Origin of the sequence: Xanthomonas boreopolis (assembly GCF_046529185.1) — a bacterium.
In the GTDB taxonomy this organism is placed as follows: Bacteria; Pseudomonadota; Gammaproteobacteria; order Xanthomonadales; family Xanthomonadaceae; genus Pseudomonas_S; species Pseudomonas_S boreopolis.
On record NZ_CP097162.1, the window covers coordinates 3,848,941 to 3,869,880 of the forward strand.

A 20,940-nucleotide genomic window follows, 5' to 3' on the forward strand; every position below is an offset into this window, starting at 1 on the left:
CTAGCATGGGAACCCCGGAACAATCGTTGTGCACCGCATCGACGGAGGCCAGACTAGGGCATGCCCACCATCTACGACATCGCAAGGCATGCCGGAGTCTCGGCAGGCACCGTGTCCCGCGCGCTCTCCCGGCCGGAGAAGGTCCTGCCGGCCACGCGGCAGCGCATCGAGCAGGCCGCCGCCGTGCTGGGCTATGTCCCCAACGCGGCGGCCAGGACCCTCAAGACCCAGCGCAGCGGCAAGATCCTGGTCACGGTGCCCGACATCGCCAATCCGTTCTTCGCGCAGATCCTGCAGGGGGCCGAGGAAGCCGCGCAGGCGGCCGGCTACGCCGTCCTGCTCGGCGATACCCAGCACCTGCCGGAGCGGGAGGAACGCTACGCGCAGATGCTCCGCCGCAACGAGGCGGACGGCCTGATCGTGCTGGGGCACCGGCTGCCACCGACGGCGCGGGAGATCGTCAGGCAGTTCGGCGCCACCGCGCCGGTCGTCAACGGATGCGAGTTCGACCCGGCGCTGGGCATCCCCAGCGTCCATATCGACAATGCCGCGGCCTCGCGCGCCGCGATGGAACACCTGTACGCCCTTGGGCATGAGCGGATCGCCGTGGTCGGCGGTCCACCCGACAATCCGCTGCACCAGCAACGGCTGGAAGGCGCCCGGGCCGCCGCCAGGGCGCGCGGCCGGCTGCGCCTCATGACGACCGTGCCGGGCGACTTCTCGGTCGAATCCGGCTACGCGGCGGCACGCAAGCTGCTGGCCCAGTCGCCCGCGCCCACCGCCGCGTTCTGCTTCAGCGACCAGATGGCGCTGGGCGTGCTCGCCGCGTGCCGGGACCTGGGCATCCGCGTGCCGGAGGACTTCTCGATCGTCGGCTTCGACGACCTGGCCTCCTCGCGCTACCTCACGCCGCCGTTGACGACGATCGCCCAGCCCATGCGCGAGATCGGCATCCGGGCCGTCAACCTCCTGCTCGCCATCGTCGAGGCCGTGGAAGTCCCCCACCAGCAGACGCTGGATTTCAACCTGATGCTGCGCGGGTCGACCGCGGCGCCCAGCCAAGCATCCTCAAATTCGGCGTGAGGCCTGACAGAACGGCTGTCCGGCCGATGGCTTGAGCGTCGTGATGGCGACCAAGCGGCACAGGCCCCGCTGCCGGCGCAGTACGCATGAGGTTGACGGGGGCCTGCTCGGAGCGCGCGTTATCGGTTGCGATGGCTCTGTGATGCTGACCGGTCGGCTACCGCCGCCGTCAGTACCGGGTCCATCAATACTGCCATCGCACTGAAAGCCTCGGTCAGGCAGGTGGGCTCGACGGCGCGCTCTTCGTTCGATGCCAAACGGCGCAACACATGAAACACTCCGCGAGATCCACCTTCGCGGCAAGGTCTTCCATCGGCATTCTCCAGCAAGAGGGATCTGTTCGAACTGCTCGCGATGGATGTCACTGGAATAGCGGAATCCCATTGCCTCCCGATGTCGTTGGCACTTGCGTGCCGTTGCTGCTCGACTCGCTGGCCAGCGCGACGGACACGAACGTTCTGTCCGTTGTAGACGGGGTCTGCCAAAAGGAGCCGGCGCCCGTACGCTTGTCGAGCATGAACACATCGAAGGACGAGGTGACGAACTTGTCGGCCGCGCTCTGTTTGGCATAAAGCGTACTCAGCAGCTCAATGTGATACCGGTTGAAGGCATCGATATCCTCGAAGAAGCATGACGGCCGCAGGAGGCCGTTGATCGATTGGTAGGCACTTTCGTCCAACGCGGCTTCTTTCCGCAGCGAAAAATGCGTACTGATCGGCTCGATGATCTCCAGGCTGATGGTGTCCCGCTCTATGCACAGGCCCTCCAACCGGAAGCCTTCGCTTGTAGGCAAAGTAAAGAAGATGTTTCCGGTGGATTGGTCTGGCGTGATCCCGTTCAAGGAACGCGCCGCCTTCGCTTTCCGGGCGATCCGCAACACATCGAGGGGGAGCCCTGACGCATCGTGCCGCAGAAGCAACCGGTGGAAGTACGCCATCATGAATACGTCACCGGAGGCAACGATACCCCCGTACTTCCAGGGATGGACTTTCCTGTAATTATCCAGCACCAGGTCCGGCAAGCCCTGGTTTGACACCCGCGAGAGCACCGCGCAATGATCTCCGGCCAAGATCAGGTGGTCTTGCACGTCAGCGGCTACGATCAGCGTCATTGCTGGCCATTCTCCATGGAAGTCACATCGCGATAAGGGACTATCACGTGCCAGGTAACTTCATCGTCAAGGCGTCCCAGCACCCCTTCCTTGCCGGGGAGTACAAAGCCGCCGAAATTCCGGCGCTACCAGTCGGACTGACTCCGAAGGTTCTCGAACTCAAATACGCCTACAAGGATCTGAAGCCCGTTGTGGACGCACCTTACCTGGTGCTGTTCGACAACGGTACGCAGAACGCGGGCACGCTCGATGCCAACGGCGAAGCCAAGATCCCCAATCCCCCCGGGCCCGGCAAGGTGTTCTTCGGCTACGACCAACGCGATGCCTTCCCGTATCCGGAGCGGCCCGCAAACCCGATCCTCGGGTTCAAGCCGACTTCATGGAGGACAACTATTTCCCGGACGAGGTGGCCGCGATCTACAGCGGCGAGGAAGACTACGATGACCTGCTGTCGGACTACGAGTACGACAGCGAGTCGGTCATCGAGGAATTGGACGACGCGACGCCAGGGAAACATGACGAAGTAATGCTGGACGACCACGGTACGGAGGGCGTCGCATGAGCGCCAATGTCGCCCTGCAAAAGGCCGAGGACGACACCCTGGCCGAAATCCTCTCCTGGGTACAGGAAGTCGTCGAAGGACGCGGCAACTCCGCCGCGCAGATGATCGTGACCGTCGTGCTGGGCTGTGTGCCTTATGTCGGCCAGGCGATCGACGCCTACAACATCCTGCGCTCGCTCTATGCCCTCACCAAGGCTCCCTCCGACGCGAACAACTGGATAGGGCTGGTGCTGTCGCTGGTTGCCCTGGTGCCGCTGTTCGGCGATGCGCTGAAGAACGTATTCATGATGATGCGCAACGGCAAGAAGATGGGGCGCATCCTCGACAGCCTGCCCAACAAGGTGCGCGGCAACGTCGAGAAATGGTTCCGGGAGCTGAACTGGGTCCAGTACACCCGGGAACTCTCGCGTTCGGTGGACGACATCCTGGCCGGCATGATCGACGTTCTGGAATACCAGGTCACGCGCTGGGTGCTTGGCCGCCAGGGAGTGCAGCGGCTGATCCGGCAGCTCGATGATCTCAAGCAGATGGCCGCGCGCAAGATCGACGAGGCGATGGATTCCCTGCGCCAGTTGCACCAGCAGGCATTGCGCGATCCGCTCCCCAGCACCGCCGGACACGCGCCCGCACTTCCCGGCCGCGCGCCCAATGCCCGCCCCACACCGGGAACGCAGGCGCCTGCCACCGTTCGGAGAACCACGGCAGGCACCGACACGCCAGCCAGCGGCACCGCCACCACCAGCAAGCGCCAGAGCCAGCGTTCGACGCAGAACCGGACACAAACGGGGGTATCAGGCGAGCATATTGCCGATTACTACTTCGCCCGCCGCCAGCGCAGCCGCGAGAAGGTCAGCCACCAAGGCGTGCTGTTCGAGATGAGGCAACCCGGCCACACCGGCATCGATCATGTCTGGCATGGCAGCCGGCTACCCCATGGCTACCGGGTGAGCGACACCAAGGGTACCGCCGGGGCGTTCCACAAGCTGGAAACCGCCAAGGCGGTGTGGGAGGCCCTGGAATATGGCATCGATGCCTACCTGGGGGATGAGGAGGAAGCCAAGGCACGCGGCGCGGTGAACTCGAAATCGACCCGAAGCGGCAAGCAGATGAGTCATCGCTGGATTGCCGACAGGATCGATAAGTGTGGCTTGCTTCCACAACATGCGGCAATGCTAGAACCGCATGTCGAGGCGTGGGAACGCAATAGTTTCAAGCTCGGTGCGCAGACCACCTTCGAGAACGGGCAACTGCAGCGTAGCCTGGTGAAATGCCCTTACGACCGCAGCATCATCACCGTGGTCGGCCCCAATCTCAATCAGCACGAAAGAGCCAGGGGGGCGGTGTCCGGTCGATGCGCAAAACCGGCATCCAGCCACCAGATCGGCACTGAGTTCGTGCTGCCCAATACCATTTTGCTGGAGTAACTCTTCATGTCCCTTCCGATGCCGGACTGGCAACAATGGTTCTCTTGGAAGATTCCTGAAGCCTCGTTTGAAAAGCGGCGGGAGCCATATCTGCGCTTTACTGTCTACGACAAACGGTTCAACGACAAACTGGGCGGCATCGCCATGGTCACCACCGATCTGCCGAAATATCTTGGCAAAGCAGATAAAGGCGGGTTGATGACCTCCACTCGGCGACGGTTATGGGACGCGATGGATTGGATGAGCTACCAGTACTCCGCCGGCGCCCCCGTATCCCAACTGGCTGAAGTGTGGCCCTATGCGCTGGAGTGGGCCGAGGAGTACGGTCGCTTCCATGAGGCGTACCACCAGTCACCGGAAAACAAGTCGGGGGACCGCACCCCGCACGTCGCACTGGAAGAAAACGAATACTGGCGGGCCGCCTTGCGCCCCGTATGCTTCGGGCTGTTGACCGGACACGCGCAAGAGATGCCGAGGGTCATGGCGTTCCTGGATTACGTCAACGCCGAGCTTGGCATCCACGATGGCCTGCTGGAGCGCCTGGTCGCCCCCTGGGTACCGGGCCGCCCGATCCCGGACAAGGCCACCCGCCATCTGCCGTATCGCAAGCTGTTCAAGGTATTCGATGCCGCGCCGGAGGACCGGCCGGCCCTGATGGCCAAGTACCTGGATGAGTGGTATCACGCCAGTCGCCGTGAGCCCTATGAAGGGCAACATGAAGGAGCAGGCGTATCCTTCTACGGTTACTGGTCCTGGGAAGCCGCCGCCACGACGTTCGTGCTCGGCATCGACGACAGCCGCTACCGCGACATGCCGTTCTATCCCAGGGACCTGGCCGACTATGCCCGGCAGCACGCCGCCGGCGCGGCAGAACATGCTGCCCAAACACCCGGCCGCGTGCCCGCCGGTGATCCGGTTCCGCAGACCGGCTGGTGGTACACCCCGGCCCAGATCGGTTCACGCCGCCATTTCAAGCAAGGCGAGGTGTTCCCGGAGATCGAGGGCACCGACTACGGCAGTACCTTCTGGCTATGGAGTCCGGATCAAACGACGCCGAAGCTGGCCTGACGGCAGATGCCTGGGCAACCGCCCAGGCCCTCCCGCAGGCATTGCGCGATCCCTTCAGCGGAAGAGCTTCTGCGCGAAGTAATAGAGATTGTTGGCCCAGCTGTCGCCGTCGTGGCCGTGGTCGTCGACGTTCCAGACGTGCGGGATGCGGTGCTGCTTCAGGTAGGCCTGCACGCCTTGCGCAACGTTGATCAAGCCATCGCGGTTGCCGCACGACAGGTACAGCAGCGCGAACCGCGAGCGCGCATCCTCCGGATCCGGCAGCAGCTCCGCCGGCGGCCGCGTGTTCGGGGCCGGCGAGAACGCGCCGATCCAGGCGAAGGTATCGGGATGCCCGAGGCCGAAGTTCAACGCCTGCCCGCCGCCCATCGAGAGCCCGGCGATCGCGCGGTGTTCGCGGTCGGCCTGGACCGGGTACTTCGCCTCGATCGCCGGGATCAGGAAGTCGAGCAGGTCGCGCTCGAACCTGGCGAAACCGGCGGCGTTCTCCGGGGTGAACACGCGGTCTTCCGGCGGGCTGCGATCGTCCGGCAGCGCGCGCCCATTGGGCATCACGACGATCATCGGCACGGCCTTGCCGTCGGCGATCAGGTTGTCCAGGATCGCTTGCGCGCGCACATAGCCCCGCCACTCGTCCTGGTTGCCGCCGATGCCGTGCAGCAGATAGAGCACCGGGTATTTGCGCTTGGCCGAGTAGCCGGCCGGCAGGTAGACGTTGGCCTGGCGCGTGGTGCCGGTAACGCCGGAGTGGTAGGCGAAGGTCTCCACCCTGCCCCGTGCGATGCCGGCGCGCTCGTCGCGGAACCCGGCCGGGGCCTCGGGAAACGCGCGTACGTCGTCCGGACCGAGCACGATGGGCCGGGCGAAGTTGGCGCGCGCCTGCTCGGGCGTGACCTGTACTTGATCCGGCGCGCGATCCTGCGCGAACGCGGCACCCGCGATGGCGAACAGGCAACAGGCCAGCGCCGCGATCACCCGCATGGACCACCCGGCGATCGGGGACGCGCTGGAGAACGCGATGTGTACTGAACGGTTGTGCATGTCGGAACCTCATTTTTCGGGCAGCGCTATCACCCGCACCTCGCTCAGTGCGGCAGGGTGCTCGGGCGTGACGTCGGGGAAACGGATGCGCAGGAAGGCCGCGGCGTGAGGCTTGTCGAACAGCGCGAAGTCGTAGCTCCTGCGCCCGCCCTTGCCCTCCCCGACCTGTTGCCATTCGGTGTTGTCCTTGCTGATCTCGACGACAAAGTCGGCGCCCTGGTCGTCGGGCATCACCAGGGCCAGCCAATGCAACGCGTAGACGTTCTCCAGGTGGATCAACCAGAAGGCGGAACCGTCCTTGGCGCTGGCCTTCCACCAGGTCTGCTCCTGGTCGTCGTTGGCCTTGGGGCCTTCGTGGCCGGGCTCGGCGCCGCTGCTGGCGGTCGGCCGGTTGATCGCGACGTTGACCGGATCGCCCGGGAACGCGATGCGGGTAAACGGCGGATAGGCGACGACGGGCTGGTCGGGGGCGAGCGGCGACTGGCCGGGAACGAAGCGGTCCGGCCCGGTCGTCGTGATCGTCATGCGTGCCGGCTTCAGGCCCGGCGAGGTCGCCTCGATGACGCTCTCGCCGGCGTAGTAGGAGCGGAAGCTGATCGCAGCCTGGCCGTCGCGGATCGCGACCAGCGACTTGTTGCTGAAGGCGATGCGGCGGCCGGTGGGGAACTTGCCCGGGCCGCTGACGATGGCCAGCGTCACGTCCGGCGAGTTGCTGAGCGCACGGCCATGCTCGTCCTGCACGGTGACGACGAGCTGGGTATCGTCCAGGCCTTGGGTGCCATGGATGACGGTCTGGCTGGCGCTCAACTGCAACTGCGCGGGCGTGCCGTCCACCGGCCAGGCCGGCGGCGGCACCCCCGCGTAGGTGCTGCGGTACCAGTAGTACTGGCGCTTGGGCAGGCGGAAGTAGTCGATGAAGCCCATCGAGCCGAACTCGATGGAGGCGATGGAGCCGTGGTCGAACGCGCACCACAGCGCTTCGCCCGAGCGCCAGGGATAGCGCCACGCGTACGGCCGGGGGTTGTCCTTCTGGTCCGGCGTATCGGGCATGAGCCCGAAGCCGGGCGCGTAGTCGCCGGGACGGTTGACCATGGTGGAGCCGTATTCGGACACGACCGAAGGCACGCCGGGATCCAGGAACAGCGTTGCGCCGTCGCCGTTGTAGCCGGCCACGTCGCCCAGCTTGTCGATCCCGCCGCGTTGCGCGCCGCCGATGGCGACCGGCCGCGTCGGGTCGATGCGGTGGAAGAACGCCACCTCGCGCTTGAGGAAATCCCGCATCGCCTCCATCGCATCGCCCTTGGTGAAGAAGGGTTCGTTGCTGGCGCTCCACACGAAGACCGACGGGCGGTTGCGGTGGATGCGCACCATCTCCTCGACCTGCTGCAACACGCTGGCCTCGAACGCGGGCCTGTCCGCCGGGTCCGGCGGATAGGCGCTGGACAGCCAACTGCCGTCGGCGCCGAAGCCGCCGATGCCCCAGAACGGCGCTTCCGACCAGAACAGGATGCCAAGTTCGTCCGTCGCCCTCGTGAAGGCCGGCGAGTGCGGATAGTGCGAGCCGCGGATGAAGTTGAAGCCGGCGTCCTTGACCATCTTCACGTCGCGCCGGGCCGCGCCGTCGGTCACGCCGTCGCCCCAACCGGCCTGGTCCTGGTGCACGTTGGCGCCGACCAGGTAGAGATGCTTGCCGTTGAGGAAGAAGCCCTGGTCGGCGGTGAACTTGACCGTGCGGATGCCGAACGGCGTCTCGAAGCGGTCGACGAGCCGGCCGTCCACGTAGAGCTGGCTGAGCAGCATGTACAGATAGGGCTGGTCCGGCGACCACAGCCGCGGCCGGACGATCTCGGGCAGGGTCTGGTCGTAGTCGAACATGCCGGTGGCGGGCACGGCCTGCTCGCTGCGCTGCGTGGCGACGCGCTTGCCGGTGGCGTCCAGCACGTCCGAGACCAGGGTCACCCGGGCTTCCCTGTCGCGTCCGAGTGGGTGGAAGGAAAGGTGAGAGGGCGCGCTTTCGCGATGGCTTCCCGCGTGCTGGGCACCGCGGCTCCACGCAACGCGTGCGTCGTTGTTCCGGGCATGGTCTTCAATCGCCCCGCAGCAAGCGCAGGTCGAACAGGCCGCTGGTGCGCCGTCCGGGCGAGGCGACCAGCTTCACTTCGATGCCCTGGCCGAACGCCGCCCGGGCCAGGTCCTGTGGCAGGGCGATCCTGCGCTCGACGAACGTGCCGCTTGCGCCGCCTTGCAGCGCGATCGTCTCCAGCCTGCGCCCGTCGACCAGCAGGTCGAAGCCCGGGTTGCGGTCTCCCCCGTCGAAGGCGAGCAACAGTTCCACGGCGGCAGCCGGGGCGCTGCCGTCCCGCGCCTTCAATCGATAGGAAATCCACCGCCCCGTATCGCGCCAATGGCGCCCCAGGTGGATGCCGGTGTTGCTGTCCTGGCCTTGGTACCGGTGCTCCACCTCGGGTTGCTGCTCGCCGGGCGCCACGTGGTCCAGGGTGCGATCCTCCAGCGCCTGCCGCTGGCGTTCGTCGTCCTCGATCCTGCGCAACAGCGCCGGATAGGCGGACGCGGTGGCGGTACGCCAGTACACGACGTATCGCGCGTCATGCACCTGCGACAGGGGCTCCAGCCGCAGCGACTTGAAGGCGGCGGGCTGGATCAGCTCGCCGGCCTCGAAGGTGAGCGGGCGCCCCGGCACGGGCCTGACCCGGGCCGCCAGTTCATCCCGGTCGCCGACCAGCATCGGCGCGCGATCCAGGGACAGCAACGGACCCGCCGCGACGTGGCTGCCGCGGCCATCGTCGGCGATCAACCCGGCCAAGTCCTCGGTACCGGTGCGCGCGGCCAGCACGACCGGGCCGTGCAGGATCGCCACGTAGTCCGAGCCATCCGGCAATCCCTCGATCCGGGTGCGCATGGGCAAGTCGATCTCGACGACGTCTCCGTCGGCCCACTCGCGCTCGATGCTGGCATAGGAGCAAGGCGTGGACTGCAGTGGCCAGGGCTTGCCGTTGACGCGCACATCGAGCGGCCCTTCCAACCAGTGCGGATGGCGCAGGCGCAGCCGGAAACGCTGCGGCTTGCGCAACTGCAGCGACAGCCGGCTCGATGGCGCTTCCGGGAAGCGCGTGTCCTGGCGCACGACCAGCCCGCGCTCGCGCCACTGCAGCTGCGAGGCCATGTACAGGTTGACGGTCAACGCGTGCGCGTCGTGGGCGTAGGCGAACGCACCGTGGCGGCCGTGGTTCTCCATGCCGGTGCCGACGCAGCACCAGAAGCATTCCTGCGGCTGCGAATAGACCCGGTAGTGGCGCGGGCGGATCGGCGTGAAGTAGACCAGCCCGCCATGCCGCGGATGCTGGCTGGAGAGGATGTGGTTGAACAGCGTGCGCTCGTAGAAATCGGCATAGCGCGGCTGCGGGTCCAGCCGGTACAGCTGCATGCTCAGGCGCAGCATGTTGTAGCTGTTGCAGGTCTCCGGCCCTTCCGGCGATGCCACCATCGTGCCGAAGTCGCCGACCGGATTGAAATGCTCGCGCGTGCTGTTGCCGCCGAAGGCGATGCTGCGCCGCTGGACCACCGTGTCCCAGAAGAAGGCGGCCGCGTCGATCCAGGCCTGGTCGCCGTCCAGTTCGCCGATGCGGGCGAAGCCGATGACCTTCGGGATCTGGGTATTGGCGTGCAGGCCGTCCAGCGCGTCCTCGCGGCGCAACAGCGGATCGAGCAGCGCACGATGCGAAAAGCGGCGCGCCAGCGCCAGGTAGCGCCGGTCGCCGGTGATGGCGAAGACGTCGGCCAGCACCTCGTTCATGCCGCCATGCTCGGTGGCGAGCAGCGCCTGCATCTGCCGGTCGTCGAGCCCGGCCACCAGGCGATCGGCCCAGTCGGCGAAGGCGATGAGCATCTCGCGGGCCTGGCGCTGGCCCGCATGCAACCAGGCATCGCGCAGGCCGGCGAACATCTTGTGCAGGTTGTAGAACGGCACCCACGCGTTGCCCAGCGAGAAGGAACCGGCATCGATGGTGCCCGCCGCGACGCTGCTCCACAGCGCGCGGCCGTTGGGCACGGCGCCGACGTAACCGTCGCCGTTGGCCTGCTGGCAGGCCGCCAGCTCCGCCACCATGTAATCCAGGCGCCGGCGCATCTCCTCGTCGCCCTGGGCGGCCTCCTGCGCCAGGGCCGACAGGTAGTGCCCGGCCGTGTGCCCTTCCAGGCCCATCGACTCCCAGTTCGGATACTTGGGCGCGCGCGGCGCCAGCGCCGCTTCGATCCGGTAGGGCGCGACCAGGCGATCGACCTCCAGCGCGGCCAGGTAGCGGCGGTTGAGCGCATGCGAACGCGCGAACACGCCGTCGCCGAGCTGGACGTCGGCGAGCGCGAACATGCGGACGCCGCCGCCCGCACCGCCGGCATCGCCGGCCCACGCGAGGCGCGGGATCGCCGCGGCCAGAGCCACGGACTTGACGAAGTCGCGCCGGCTGAGCCCGTGGGTGCGATCGACGTTCATGGCAACCGATGCCGCAAAGGACGGCGGCCACCGATGGCAAGCGCCGCTGCGCGTGCCCCCCACATGGGCAGCGTGGCCGCGACGGCGGCGGACTGAACGAAAGATCGGCGGGACAGCTTCATGGTAAGAAGAGTGCCTCCTGGCGAATGCGCAGACGCCCGTGCGACTGAAACGCCGCTGAATTCTGTGGCCTGCATGCATATGCCACAAATGCGCAAATGTCGGGCACATATACATAAACCCATATACGCCGTGGTCTTCGATATTCGCGGCTCGACGATGTCCGCATCGATGGGAACGATCCCGTTTTTTATTTTTCAAATATCCATATCGTCACTAATGCATCGTTGCCGCGCGAGATCTGCGGCTATGTCGGCCGTTCTCCCCGCGCGCCGGTGCGATGGAGCGCATCCGCTTCGCGATGTTCGCTTGCGCAGAGCGCCCCATGGATTTTCGTTCGGCATCGGCGCTGCCGCTCTCGGGTGGCAGGCTTGTTCCGCGATGCCTTGGCGATCTGCGATCCGATCGTTCTTTGCCTGCTTGCCGCGACGGAAGGCATCGAATCCGATCCCCAAAACAAAAGAGCCTTGGTTTCCCAAGGCTCCAGTGCTTCCTGCAAGCGCGAAGTATCCGCGTATCAGCGCTCCGCTTCATCGGCGGCTCGGCTTCCTCACTCATGCACGGCCGCGGCGGCGTAATCCATTCGTTTCAGGTCGTCGATCAGCCCCGGTCCTTCGGGCCGCCAGCCGAGCCGTTCGCGCGTCAGCGCGCTGGAAGCCCGCAGGTCGAGACCGACGAACATCGCCAGCCAGCCGAAGTGCTCGGCCGCCTTTTCCGGTGCGAGGGAGACCACCGGGACCCCGAGGCCTTCGCCGAGCACCTGCGCGATCTCGCGCACCGGCACGCCTTCCTCGGCGACCGCGTGGTAGCGCGCGCCGGGCTCCCCTTTCTCCAGCGCCAGGCGATACAACCTCGCCACGTCGAGCACGTGCGCCGCCGGCCACCGGTTCGTGCCTTCGCCCAGGTAGGCGACGACGCCCTTTTCGCGCGCGAGCGCCACGTAAGGCGTGACCAGGCCCTGCTTCACCGTGTCGTGGACCTGCGGCAGCCGCACGACGGATACGTTGACGCCCGCTTCCAGCAAGGCGGCACCGGCCAGTTCGGACGCCACGCGCGGATTGGGATGTTCCGTGTCGAAGACGTCCTCACTGGCGAGCCGCCCGGCACCGGCACCGCCCATGCCGGTGCCCGAGGTGATGAGCAGCGGTCGGTTCGAACCCTTGAGCGCGGAGCCGAGCGCCTCGATCACGCGCCGGTCCTTCTCGCAGTTCGCGACGAAGTTGGAAAAGTCGTGGTCGAAGGCCGTATGGATCACGGCATCCGCCGCGTCGGCGCCGGCACGGAGGCTGCCCGGATCCTCCAGCGTGCCGCGGTACGCCTTCGCGCCGGCCGCGGCCAGCAGACGGGCCCCTTCCTCCGACCGCGTCAGGCCGACGACCTCGTGCCCGGCCGCCGTCAGCTCGGGCACGATGCGGGACCCGATGAAACCCGTGGCCCCAGTGAGAAATACGCGCATGCAGATGCTCCCGGTGTTGTACGGACGGGCACTATCGGCCTACGCTGGATCCCATAAAAGCAGTGTCTTTATCATGGTATACCGACTAACAGGTTGCGCATGAGCACCGATTCCGGCCACTCGCTCGGCCATTTCCTGCGCGAACGCCGCACCCGGCTCGATCCGGCCACGTTCGGCTTCAACGGCGGCCGCCGGCGCACGCCCGGGCTGCGGCGCGAGGAGGTCGCGCAGCGCGCGAACATCAGCCCGACCTGGTACACCTGGCTCGAACAGGGCCGCGGCGGCGCGCCTTCGCCCGAGGTCCTCAATCGCCTGGCGGCCGCGCTGATGCTTACCGAGACCGAACGCGAGCACATGTTCATGCTCGCGCTCGGGCGCCCGCCGGAACCGCGCTACAAGGGCTTCGACGGCGTCGCGTCGCGGCTGCAGAACGTGCTCGACGCCATGCCCGCCAGCCCCGCCATCCTCAAGACCGCGACCTGGGACGTGGTGGCCTGGAACCGCGCGGCCGCGACGCTGCTGACCGACTACGGCAAGCTTCCGCCGGAACGCCGCAACATCCTGCGCCTGATGTTCTCGGATGCGCGCGTGCGCGCCGCGCAGGAGGACTGGAGGAGCGTCGCCCGCTTCGTGGTCGGCACCTTCCGCGCCGATGCCGCGCGCGCCGGCGCCGGCGCCGAGATCGACGATCTGGTCGAGGAACTCTCGCGGACCAGTCCCGAGTTCGAGGCGCTGTGGCGCGACCACGACGTCGCCGACTACAGCGAGGGCCGCAAGCGCCTCCACCATCCGCAGGCGGGCCGGCTCGAACTGGAATTCTCAGTCTTCGCCGTCGATGGCCGACCGGACCTGGCGATGATGGTCTTCAACCCCGCCACGCCCGCCGACGCCGAACGGATCCGAGCGCTCCTGGCCTCGCCTCCCGCCCAGGAATCCTGATCCGCGGACACGCGCCTCCGGCGCGGCCAGTGGAAGGAAGTGAACCTGGAACTGTTATTTCCCTGGCTCTGCGATGCGCCCGCGCAGTGTCGAGGAGAAAGGCGTCATTGCCCATGATCTTGTCGACCAGGTGTGGCCGCTGCTTGCGCAAGGAGTGGCGCGCCCGCAAATCGCACGCGTGTTCGAGTTGAATCAGGTGGCGGAGGCTCACCGCATGATGGAAGCCGGTGGTTATGTGGGGAAAATCGTGATGCGAGTTTCGCACTGATGTTCCCCCTCGGTTCACTGGCCGATAATGCCGTTGCGGATCGCCACCGTGACCGCTTGCGCTGTGGTGGCCACACCAAGTCGCGCACGAATGCGCCGCAGGTGGTTCTCAACCGTGCGCTCGGATAATGCGAGCGTCGCTGCTACATCGCTCTGCCGCCTGCCGCCCGCGATCAGCGACAGCACTTCCTTTTCGCGCTTCGACAGCGTTACTTTCCTTTCCGCAACCTCACCCGGAGCCAGGAGTTTGCGCGTAGTGCGGAAGGCGGCTAGCGCCACCAACTCCATTCCGAAGCGAGCCCCCGGCGAGGCATCGATGCGCTCGCCACCAGCGCTCATAGCACCTTCCAGGCCTGCCGGGCCGAATACCGGCACCTGAATGCCATGGATGCCCTCGCCGCGTGGGCTAGCGGTTATGCGATATCGCTCACCGTTCGATCGCCACACCTTGGTCCAGAAAAACGGCTCAGTGGCCGCCGCTACATGCCTCGTGACCGGGCAGTGGCGGATGTATGTCTCCATATCTACCGCCTCGCCGGTGCCCAGCCAGTCCCCATCGACCCAATAGATCTGTTCCACGGCCCCTTCGTCCAACCCCGAGGCCGAATACAAGACAAAGCGGTCGTATCCCCACTGGTGACCAGTCGTGCGTACTCGTTCGTGGATGTCCGACATCCGACGGCAACGTTCGATTGCGAGGGCCGAGGACAAGGCGTCCATACGGTGATCAAGCCTTGGCCACGGCATCCAGCAGGGTTTGGGCTGCAAGCTTGCCCAGCGCATTGCCCGCCAACGGGCTGTCGCCGGTCAGCAGATCGCGATCGCGATGCACCTGTCCCGAAATGTCGCTATTGAGGATCTTCAGGCCCATGCCCTCCAACGTCTCGCCGAACTTCCAGGTGAGATGGCCGGGCATGTAGCCGATGTCCGGAGTCTTCGCATCCAGCGCATCGGGGAACGCGCAGATCTCGTAGCCGCTAAAGATATTCTTTCCACTTTCGTCCACTGCTGCGATCAATGCAGCCGGACCATGACACAACGAGATAGTGAACTTGCCGGCTGCATGCGCCCACTCCAGCACCTTCCTCACGTCCGGGCTTGCCGGCAATCCGATCAATGCACCATGGCCCCCAGGAATAAACACGGCGATATAGTCGGAATCGTCGCCAAGGCCCTGTTCGACGACATCGGAAAGCTTCTTGGGCTGTTTGAACTGCTGGTGGTATTTGGTAAATAGCCCCTTGACCTCTTCATCTTCCGATGGCATTGCCCAGAACTCGAACTTGACCGGGTTGCCGGACACGGTCGCGATGTCAAACGTGAACCCCGCCTTGTCCAAGTGGTACATCGGCAGCAGAGTCTCTACCGGATGGTTGCCAGTCGAGAAAAAGGCACCATTGTCGGTCATCAGGTAGCGCTCATCTGCTCCGATCACCAGAATCTTCCAACGCCCCCCAGTGTAGGGCTTCGGATAATCCGCACCCGAGAGATCGGACTTGGGCCTGGTGAATTGACTAAGCGAATAAGGGGAGGGGAAAAAGGCGTTGTTCTCCGCCGGATCCGGCTTCGGTCGCTTGTCGTTCTTGTCGTGGTCAGTCATGGGGGGGCGTCCTCTGGTTGACGGTTGCCGTCTTATGCTAGCCCCATCGGAGCACCCCACAATGAGGGATTTCCCGCAATGCTGTGCCCTGAGTTGGCGAAGGAACGGTTCCAGGTTGACTTATCCTCCCACCAAGGAAGGGCAGCTTTGGGTCGGAACGGCCATACGCGTGGGATGCGTGCGCTATCGACTTCGACACAAGAACTTCAGTCCAGCAGGGGCCGTTTGGCTTGCATGCCGCCATTGCTCGCCTTAGCGTTTGCATAGGCTGTCTAGGCGTGAGGTGGCGAAAATATTGAAGAGTGCGAGTGATTGCGCTTGTCGGGGCCGATGCCAACCTTGTCCCGCGGTCGCCGCACCGGCCCCCTGTCGCGGCCTGACGGACAACTTATGCTTACAAGAACAAGACGAGGCAGCGCCTGCGAAGCAGTGGTGGGCCCACCAGGACTCGAACCTGGAACCAAAGGATTCGCTTGTTCCGGAGTTTCCCCCGGCGCGGACTATCTCTTCACCCGCAGCTTGCGCTGGTGGGGTGCGGGACGCTCTAGCCTGTCATCAAGGGCACTGTAGCCCTCAGGTAGTCTCTGCACCTTCCGACGGTGTACCGCCGGCTTGGCTCAGGATTGCCGCCGGCCAGACCGCTGCGGTTCCCCTGAATTCATCCCGTTTTTCCACCGGCCCTTTCGATGCCGGGGTCACCTTTCGATGAGTCCTCTGCTCTAACCATTGAGCTATAGGCCCGTAACGACATCCTACCAATTTGTTGTGATAGGGGCATCCCTTTTACCGGGGACGCTTATGATCCTCGAATGAAATCCGATAGGCTTTGCGTTATCTGTGACGTCCCACTCAGCGGACGCCAGCGACGCTTCTGCTCGCTCGCCTGCAAGAACGCCGACACCAACAACAGGCATCAGAACTACGTAGCGCAGAGCGCACGAGGCTTACGCCGCAAGCAGGAATTGCTAAAGGAAGCAGCCGGCCCCTGACAGCACTGCGGCCGCATACGCGGCCGCAATGTCGATCAGAAAGCGAAGAGCAGAATCAATCGATGTCGAGGAAACTGCGCAGCTGCTCCGAGCGGCTCGGGTGACGCAGCTTGCGCAGCGCCTTGGCCTCTATCTGGCGGATGCGTTCGCGGGTGACGTCGAACTGCTTGCCGACCTCTTCCAGTGTGTGGTCGGTGTTCATGTCGATGCCGAAGCGCATGCGCAGCACCTTGGCTTCCCGCGGGGTCAGGCCGGCCAGCACTTCGCGCACGGTTTCCTGCAGGTTGATGTTGGTGGTCGTGTCGATCGGGGACTCCACGTTGGTGTCCTCGATGAAGTCGCCCAGATGCGAGTCCTCGTCGTCGCCGATCGGGGTCTCCATCGAGATCGGCTCCTTGGCGATCTTCATCACCTTGCGGATCTTGTCCTCGGGCATGTCCATTTCCTTGGCCAGCTCCTCCGGGGTGGCCTCGCGGCCGAACTGCTGGAGCATCTGGCGGGAAATGCGGTTGAGCTTGTTGATCGTCTCGATCATGTGCACCGGGATGCGGATGGTGCGCGCCTGGTCGGCGATCGAGCGGGTGATCGCCTGGCGGATCCACCAGGTGGCATAGGTCGAGAACTTGTAGCCGCGGCGGTACTCGAACTTGTCCACGGCCTTCATCAGGCCGATGTTGCCTTCCTGGATCAGGTCGAGGAACTGCAGGCCGCGGTTGGTGTACTTCTTGGCGATGGAGATCACCAGGCGCAGGTTGGCCTCGACCATTTCCTTCTTGGCCTTGCGCGCCTTGGCCTCGCCGTAGGCCATCGCGCGGCTGATCTCCTTGATCTCGGCCAGGGTCAGGTAGTTGGCCTTCTCCAGCTCGATCGAGGCCTGCTGCTCGGCGATGATCTGGTCCTTGACCTCGCGCAGCGCCGAGGACCACTTCTGCTTGCGCTTGAGCGCGTCGTCCACCCACTCCAGGTTGGTCTGGTTGCCTTCCCAGGAACGGATGAAGTCCTTGCGCGGCATCTTGGCGACGTTGGTCGCCAGGTGCAGCACCTTGCGCTCGTGGTCCTTGATCGCGTTGACCTGGCCGCGCAGCTGGTTGACCAGGGTGTCGGTCAGGTTGAGCGGCAGCTTGAGGGTGACGAAGATCGCGGCCACGTCCTCGCGCGCCTTGGCCACGGACTTGTGCTCCGGGCCGTGCTTGGCATAGGCCTTCTTGAACTTGGCGTACTCGGTGCCCAGCGCCTCCATGCGGACGGCGACCTCGGCCGGGTCCGGACCGGTCGGCGCGGCATCCTCGTCGCCGCCGCCGACGTCGTCCTCGTCCTCGTCGTCATCGCTGTCGGCGTCGGCCGAGGTGTCCTCGGCCAGTTCGGCGGCGGCCGCCGCGGCGGCATCGGCCTCCTCGATCAGGTCGTTGAAGCCGACGATGACCTCGGCCAGGCGCTTGCGGCCTTCCTTGTGCTCCTCGTAGTCGCTCAGGAGCATCTCGATCGACAGCGGGAAGGTGCCGAGCGCGGCCTGGACCTGGCTCAGGCCCTCCTCGATGCGCTTGGCGATGGCGATCTCGCCCTCGCGGGTCAGCAGCTCGACCGTGCCCATCTCGCGCATGTACATGCGCACCGGGTCGGTGGTGCGGCCACCCTCGGTGTCGAGCGCGCTCAGCGCGGCCGCGGCTTCTTCGGCCGCGGTGTCGTCGACCTCGCGGCCGCCGGTGTTGCCGTCGTTCAACAGCAGGGTTTCGGCATCGGGCGCAACTTCATGGACATCGATGCCCATGCCGTTGATCATGCCGATGATGTCCTCGATCTGCTCCGGGTCGACCAGGTCGTCGGGCAGGTGATCGTTGACTTCGGCGTAGGTCAGGTAGCCCTGTTCCAGGCCCTTGCTGATCAGTTGCTTGATATCGGATTGCTGGGCAGGACGTTCGTTCGCCATGAGTGATCGCGCCACCGGCTGGGAAGAAATAAGGAGAACCTAGCATTATACCGCGCCAGGCGGAGAATAGTTCATCAACAAACCGTCCCCGCCGCCGTGCGCCGGAATGCAGGGCGACTGGGCCATCCCCCTTGCGGCGTTTCAGGGCCGCAACAGGAAGGTCACCGGGCCATCGTTGACCAGGCTGACGACCATATGGGCACCGAAGCGTCCGGTTTCCACCCTGCCGGCGTGTTTTTCGCGGCAGATCGCCACCAATTCATTGAACGCGCGTTCAGCCTCGGCCGGCGGGGCGGCGGTGCTGAAGCCCGGGCGCATGCCGGAGGAGGTATCCGCGGCCAGGGTGAACTGGCTGACCAGCAGCAAGCCGCCCCCGGTATCGGCCAGCGAGCGGTTCATCCTGCCCGCGTCGTCGGCGAACACCCGGTAGCCCAGCAGCCGCTCGGCCAGCCTGCGGATGCGGGCCGGATCGTCGCCGGGCTCGACGCCGACCAGGGCCAGCAGCCCCGGCCCGATCTGGCCGACGATGTGCCCGTCCACCTCCACCGAGGCCTGCGACACGCGTTGGATGAGGGCAAGCACGGCCTGGCTCCTGTGCATTCCGGGCCGGCAGCATGCCGATGCGAGCGGCGACTGTCACGCCCGCGCCGGGGCCCTGTTTAGAATTCGCGGATGAAAGCCGAATTCAGTGCCCGGTGGCTGTACCGGGGCGTCTCGTTGCTGGCCCACCTGCCCTGGTCGTGGCTCAAGCGCCTGTCCGACCTGCTGGCCTGGACCTGGCTCACGCTGAATACGCGCGAGAGCCGCGTCGTCCGCCGCAACCTCGAACTGGCCTACCCCGAGCTGCCCCCCGGCCAGCGCGAGGCCCTGCACCGCGACATCCTCTACTCGACCGCCCGCCAGGCGCTGGAAATGCTGCGGACCTGGACCTGGCCGGCCAAGGACAACCTGGCGCGGCTGAGCCGCCACAACCAGGACCTGTACGACGCCGCGCTGGCGGCCGGCAAGGGCGTGATCGTCGCCGCCCCGCACTTCGGCAACTGGGAACTGCTGAACCAGTGGCTGGCCGAGCGCGGACCGATCGCGATCGTGTACCGCCCGCCCGAATCGCCGGCCTGGGACGGCTTCCTGCAGATCGTGCGCGGCGCCGACAACGTCACCCAGGTGCGGGCGGAAGGGCCGGCGGTGCGGCAGCTGTTCAAGGTGCTCAAGGCCGGAGGCGCGGTCGGCATCCTGCCGGACCAGCAACCCAAGGTGGGCGACGGGGTGTTCGCGCCGTTCTTCGGCGTGCCCGCGCTGACGATGACCCTGGTCAACCGGCTGGCCGAGCGCACCGGGGCCGCCGTTCTCTACGCGTGGTGCCAACGCACCAGCCCGGAACTGGAGTTCGCCCTGCACGTGGAGCCGGCCTCGCCGCTGCTGGCGGACCCGGACCCGGTCGTGGCTGCGACCGCGCTCAATGCCGGGATCGAGCACATCGCCCGGCGCGACCCGGCCCAGTACCAGTGGACCTACAAGCGCTACACGCTGCGCCCGCCGGGCAGCGGCGAGCCCAACCCTTATGCCACCGAACGGCACCCGCACTGACCGGCGGCCCGGCGATTGCGGTCATGCGCGCGACGCAGTGTCACGGCAGGCTGATACCGATCACGATTGAGACCGGCCTCCGGCGCCCTCATCAGGAATCCCGATGACGACTTCCCCCTCCCCTTCGTCCCATCCCGCCGCCTTCGGCGACCCGGCGGCGATCCGCGCCGAACGCGCTGCCTCGGAACTGCGCGCCGGCCGCCCGGTGATCGTCACCCACGCCGGCCAGGCGCGCGCGGTGCTGGCGCTGGACAGCAGCACCGAGCGCAGCTACCAGGCCTTCGCGCAGGCCGCCGGGCAACGCCACTACCTGTACCTGACCCCGACCCGTGCCGGCGTCCTCGGCCTGGCCGCGCCGCAGGGCGCCCGCATCGGCCTGGCGGGCGTCTCCTACGACCGGCTCGCGTCGCTGGCCTACCTGCGCGACGCCCAACTGCCGCCGCAATGGCATCCGGGGGACGCGCTCGACGCCGGCGCCGCCGAGGCCGCGCGCCTGGGCCTGCTGCTGCCGGCGATGCTGGCGGTGGAGATCGCCGCCGACGATGGCGCCTTCGCCGGCTGCCAGCAGCTCGCCCTCGCCGACCTCGACGAAGGCTGCGCCAAGGCGGCCGCCAGCACGTACGAACTGGTCATCCGCACGCCGGTGCCGCTGCGCGACATCGGCACGAGCGAGTTCGTGGTGTTCCGCGGCGGCGTGGCCCAGCGCGACCAGGTGGCGATCGTGGTCGGGCAGCCCGACCTGTCGCAACCGGTGCCGGTGCGCGTGCACTCCTCGTGCCTGACCGGCGACCTGTTCGGCTCGCTCAAGTGCGATTGCGGCGACCAGTTGCGGAACGGCCTGGCCAAGCTCAAGGAACTCGGCGGCGGCGTGCTGCTGTACCTGGACCAGGAGGGGCGCGGCACCGGCATCGCCGCGAAGATGCGCGCCTACGGCTACCAGCACGCCGGGCTCGACACCATCGATGCCGATGCCCAGCTGGGTTTCGGCCCCGACGAACGCCGCTACGGCAGCGCGGTGGCCATGCTGCGCGGCCTGGGCATCGCGCGCATCCGCCTGCTGACCAACAATCCCTCGAAGGTGGAGCGCCTGCGCGCCGCCGGCATCGAGGTCACCGAGCGCGTCCCCGTCACCGGCGAGATCACCCAGGAAAACGAGCAGTACCTGCGTACCAAGGCCGCCCGCGCCGGCCATGCGCTCGACGTCGACGCGCTGATCCTCGCCTCGCAGTAGCCGGTCCGCCGCCGCGTCGGGCACG

17 protein-coding genes are annotated in these 20,940 nt (G+C 66.2%); 8 read left to right on the forward strand and 9 right to left on the reverse strand.

Annotated elements, in window-relative coordinates; translation table 11 throughout:
- Window positions 1-60 precede the first annotated feature (60 nt).
- Window positions 61-1,083 (forward strand): LacI family DNA-binding transcriptional regulator, encoded by a 1,023-nt coding sequence (locus tag M3M27_RS17335; RefSeq protein WP_434026403.1) that lies wholly within the window; start codon window positions 61-63, stop codon window positions 1,081-1,083.
- 361 nt (window positions 1,084-1,444) lie between these two features.
- On the opposite strand, the gene M3M27_RS17340 is transcribed toward M3M27_RS17335, so the two are convergent.
- Window positions 1,445-2,194 (reverse strand): hypothetical protein, encoded by a 750-nt coding sequence (locus M3M27_RS17340; protein ID WP_434026404.1) that lies wholly within the window; start codon window positions 2,192-2,194, stop codon window positions 1,445-1,447.
- Between the two features lie 379 nt (window positions 2,195-2,573).
- Here M3M27_RS17340 and M3M27_RS17345 point away from each other — a divergent pair, with 379 nt between their 5' ends.
- The 3 genes from M3M27_RS17345 to M3M27_RS17355 are packed head-to-tail and all read left to right on the forward strand — an operon-like array spanning window position 2,574 to window position 5,248.
- Complete coding sequence (locus M3M27_RS17345; RefSeq protein ID WP_434026405.1) at window positions 2,574-2,756, forward strand: hypothetical protein; 183 nt, start codon at window positions 2,574-2,576, stop codon at window positions 2,754-2,756.
- Window positions 2,753-4,180 carry a hypothetical protein gene (locus M3M27_RS17350; RefSeq protein WP_434026406.1) on the forward strand — a complete coding sequence of 476 codons (1,428 nt, stop codon included), beginning with the start codon at window positions 2,753-2,755 and terminating at the stop codon, window positions 4,178-4,180. The genes M3M27_RS17345 and M3M27_RS17350 overlap by 4 nt, the downstream gene beginning before the upstream one ends.
- Window positions 4,181-4,186: 6 nt before the next feature.
- On the forward strand, window positions 4,187-5,248 hold the full coding sequence (locus M3M27_RS17355) for a PoNe immunity protein domain-containing protein (protein WP_434026407.1): 1,062 nt from the start codon (window positions 4,187-4,189) through the stop codon (window positions 5,246-5,248).
- A 54-nt stretch (window positions 5,249-5,302) separates the two neighbouring features.
- Here M3M27_RS17355 and M3M27_RS17360 read toward each other — a convergent pair whose 3' ends face one another.
- The 4 genes from M3M27_RS17360 to M3M27_RS17375 form a co-directional block, all read right to left on the reverse strand.
- A complete protein-coding gene (locus M3M27_RS17360) occupies window positions 5,303-6,289 on the reverse strand; it encodes an alpha/beta hydrolase (RefSeq protein WP_434026408.1) in 987 nt (328 codons plus the stop codon).
- Window positions 6,290-6,298: 9 nt separating this feature from the next.
- A complete protein-coding gene (locus tag M3M27_RS17365; RefSeq protein WP_434026409.1) occupies window positions 6,299-8,248 on the reverse strand; it encodes a glycoside hydrolase family 2 TIM barrel-domain containing protein in 1,950 nt (649 codons plus the stop codon).
- A 127-nt stretch (window positions 8,249-8,375) separates the two neighbouring features.
- A complete protein-coding gene (locus M3M27_RS17370) occupies window positions 8,376-10,799 on the reverse strand; it encodes a beta-L-arabinofuranosidase domain-containing protein (RefSeq protein WP_434026410.1) in 2,424 nt (807 codons plus the stop codon).
- A 670-nt stretch (window positions 10,800-11,469) separates the two neighbouring features.
- The gene (locus tag M3M27_RS17375; protein WP_140726585.1) at window positions 11,470-12,375 is read right to left on the reverse strand and encodes an SDR family oxidoreductase; all 906 of its coding nucleotides are present in this window, start codon (window positions 12,373-12,375) and stop codon (window positions 11,470-11,472) included.
- A gap of 99 nt (window positions 12,376-12,474) precedes the next feature.
- Between M3M27_RS17375 and M3M27_RS17380 the strand changes: the two genes are divergently transcribed.
- Together M3M27_RS17380 and M3M27_RS17385 are read left to right on the forward strand one after the other, a co-directional pair.
- Window positions 12,475-13,314, forward strand: a complete 840-nt coding sequence (locus M3M27_RS17380) for a helix-turn-helix transcriptional regulator (protein ID WP_140726582.1) — start codon at window positions 12,475-12,477, stop codon at window positions 13,312-13,314.
- A gap of 73 nt (window positions 13,315-13,387) precedes the next feature.
- Complete coding sequence (locus M3M27_RS17385) at window positions 13,388-13,582, forward strand: zinc-binding dehydrogenase (RefSeq protein ID WP_434026411.1); 195 nt, start codon at window positions 13,388-13,390, stop codon at window positions 13,580-13,582.
- A gap of 14 nt (window positions 13,583-13,596) precedes the next feature.
- Here M3M27_RS17385 and M3M27_RS17390 read toward each other — a convergent pair whose 3' ends face one another.
- The 4 genes from M3M27_RS17390 to dtd form a co-directional block, all read right to left on the reverse strand.
- Window positions 13,597-14,328 carry a PA1136 family autoinducer-binding transcriptional regulator gene (locus M3M27_RS17390; RefSeq protein ID WP_434028036.1) on the reverse strand — a complete coding sequence of 244 codons (732 nt, stop codon included), beginning with the start codon at window positions 14,326-14,328 and terminating at the stop codon, window positions 13,597-13,599.
- Window positions 14,309-15,181 carry a glyoxalase III HchA gene (gene hchA, locus M3M27_RS17395; RefSeq protein ID WP_434026412.1) on the reverse strand — a complete coding sequence of 291 codons (873 nt, stop codon included), beginning with the start codon at window positions 15,179-15,181 and terminating at the stop codon, window positions 14,309-14,311. The genes M3M27_RS17390 and hchA overlap by 20 nt, the downstream gene beginning before the upstream one ends.
- 1,044 nt (window positions 15,182-16,225) lie before the next feature.
- The gene (gene rpoD / locus M3M27_RS17400) at window positions 16,226-18,097 is read right to left on the reverse strand and encodes an RNA polymerase sigma factor RpoD (RefSeq protein WP_434026413.1); all 1,872 of its coding nucleotides are present in this window, start codon (window positions 18,095-18,097) and stop codon (window positions 16,226-16,228) included.
- Window positions 18,098-18,238: 141 nt separating this feature from the next.
- Entirely contained in the window at window positions 18,239-18,679 is a 441-nt protein-coding gene (gene dtd / locus M3M27_RS17405; RefSeq protein ID WP_434026414.1) for a D-aminoacyl-tRNA deacylase, read from the reverse strand.
- Between the two features lie 90 nt (window positions 18,680-18,769).
- Between dtd and M3M27_RS17410 the strand changes: the two genes are divergently transcribed.
- Complete coding sequence (locus tag M3M27_RS17410) at window positions 18,770-19,684, forward strand: lauroyl acyltransferase (protein WP_140726539.1); 915 nt, start codon at window positions 18,770-18,772, stop codon at window positions 19,682-19,684.
- Window positions 19,685-19,787: 103 nt separating this feature from the next.
- Window positions 19,788-20,915, forward strand: a complete 1,128-nt coding sequence (gene ribA / locus M3M27_RS17415; RefSeq protein WP_434026415.1) for a GTP cyclohydrolase II RibA — start codon at window positions 19,788-19,790, stop codon at window positions 20,913-20,915.
- Window positions 20,916-20,940 lie beyond the last annotated feature (25 nt).

What these genes read in the sequence shown, in the direction of transcription:
- M3M27_RS17355 (WP_434026407.1), top strand. Translation starts at nt 4,187, where the DNA reads ATGTCCCTTCCGATGCCGGACTGGCAACAATGGTTCTCTTGGAAGATT.
- M3M27_RS17410 (WP_140726539.1), top strand. Translation starts at nt 18,770, where the DNA reads ATGAAAGCCGAATTCAGTGCCCGGTGGCTGTACCGGGGCGTCTCGTTG.
- M3M27_RS17390 (WP_434028036.1), bottom strand. Translation starts at nt 14,328, where the DNA reads ATGCCGTGGCCAAGGCTTGATCACCGTATGGACGCCTTGTCCTCGGCC.
- ribA (WP_434026415.1), top strand. Translation starts at nt 19,788, where the DNA reads ATGACGACTTCCCCCTCCCCTTCGTCCCATCCCGCCGCCTTCGGCGAC.
- M3M27_RS17340 (WP_434026404.1), bottom strand. Translation starts at nt 2,194, where the DNA reads ATGACGCTGATCGTAGCCGCTGACGTGCAAGACCACCTGATCTTGGCC.
- M3M27_RS17385 (WP_434026411.1), top strand. Translation starts at nt 13,388, where the DNA reads ATGCGCCCGCGCAGTGTCGAGGAGAAAGGCGTCATTGCCCATGATCTT.
- M3M27_RS17375 (WP_140726585.1), bottom strand. Translation starts at nt 12,375, where the DNA reads ATGCGCGTATTTCTCACTGGGGCCACGGGTTTCATCGGGTCCCGCATC.
- M3M27_RS17335 (WP_434026403.1), top strand. Translation starts at nt 61, where the DNA reads ATGCCCACCATCTACGACATCGCAAGGCATGCCGGAGTCTCGGCAGGC.
- M3M27_RS17380 (WP_140726582.1), top strand. Translation starts at nt 12,475, where the DNA reads ATGAGCACCGATTCCGGCCACTCGCTCGGCCATTTCCTGCGCGAACGC.
- M3M27_RS17370 (WP_434026410.1), bottom strand. Translation starts at nt 10,799, where the DNA reads ATGAACGTCGATCGCACCCACGGGCTCAGCCGGCGCGACTTCGTCAAG.
- hchA (WP_434026412.1), bottom strand. Translation starts at nt 15,181, where the DNA reads ATGACTGACCACGACAAGAACGACAAGCGACCGAAGCCGGATCCGGCG.
- M3M27_RS17350 (WP_434026406.1), top strand. Translation starts at nt 2,753, where the DNA reads ATGAGCGCCAATGTCGCCCTGCAAAAGGCCGAGGACGACACCCTGGCC.
- rpoD (WP_434026413.1), bottom strand. Translation starts at nt 18,097, where the DNA reads ATGGCGAACGAACGTCCTGCCCAGCAATCCGATATCAAGCAACTGATC.
- M3M27_RS17345 (WP_434026405.1), top strand. Translation starts at nt 2,574, where the DNA reads ATGGAGGACAACTATTTCCCGGACGAGGTGGCCGCGATCTACAGCGGC.
- M3M27_RS17360 (WP_434026408.1), bottom strand. Translation starts at nt 6,289, where the DNA reads ATGCACAACCGTTCAGTACACATCGCGTTCTCCAGCGCGTCCCCGATC.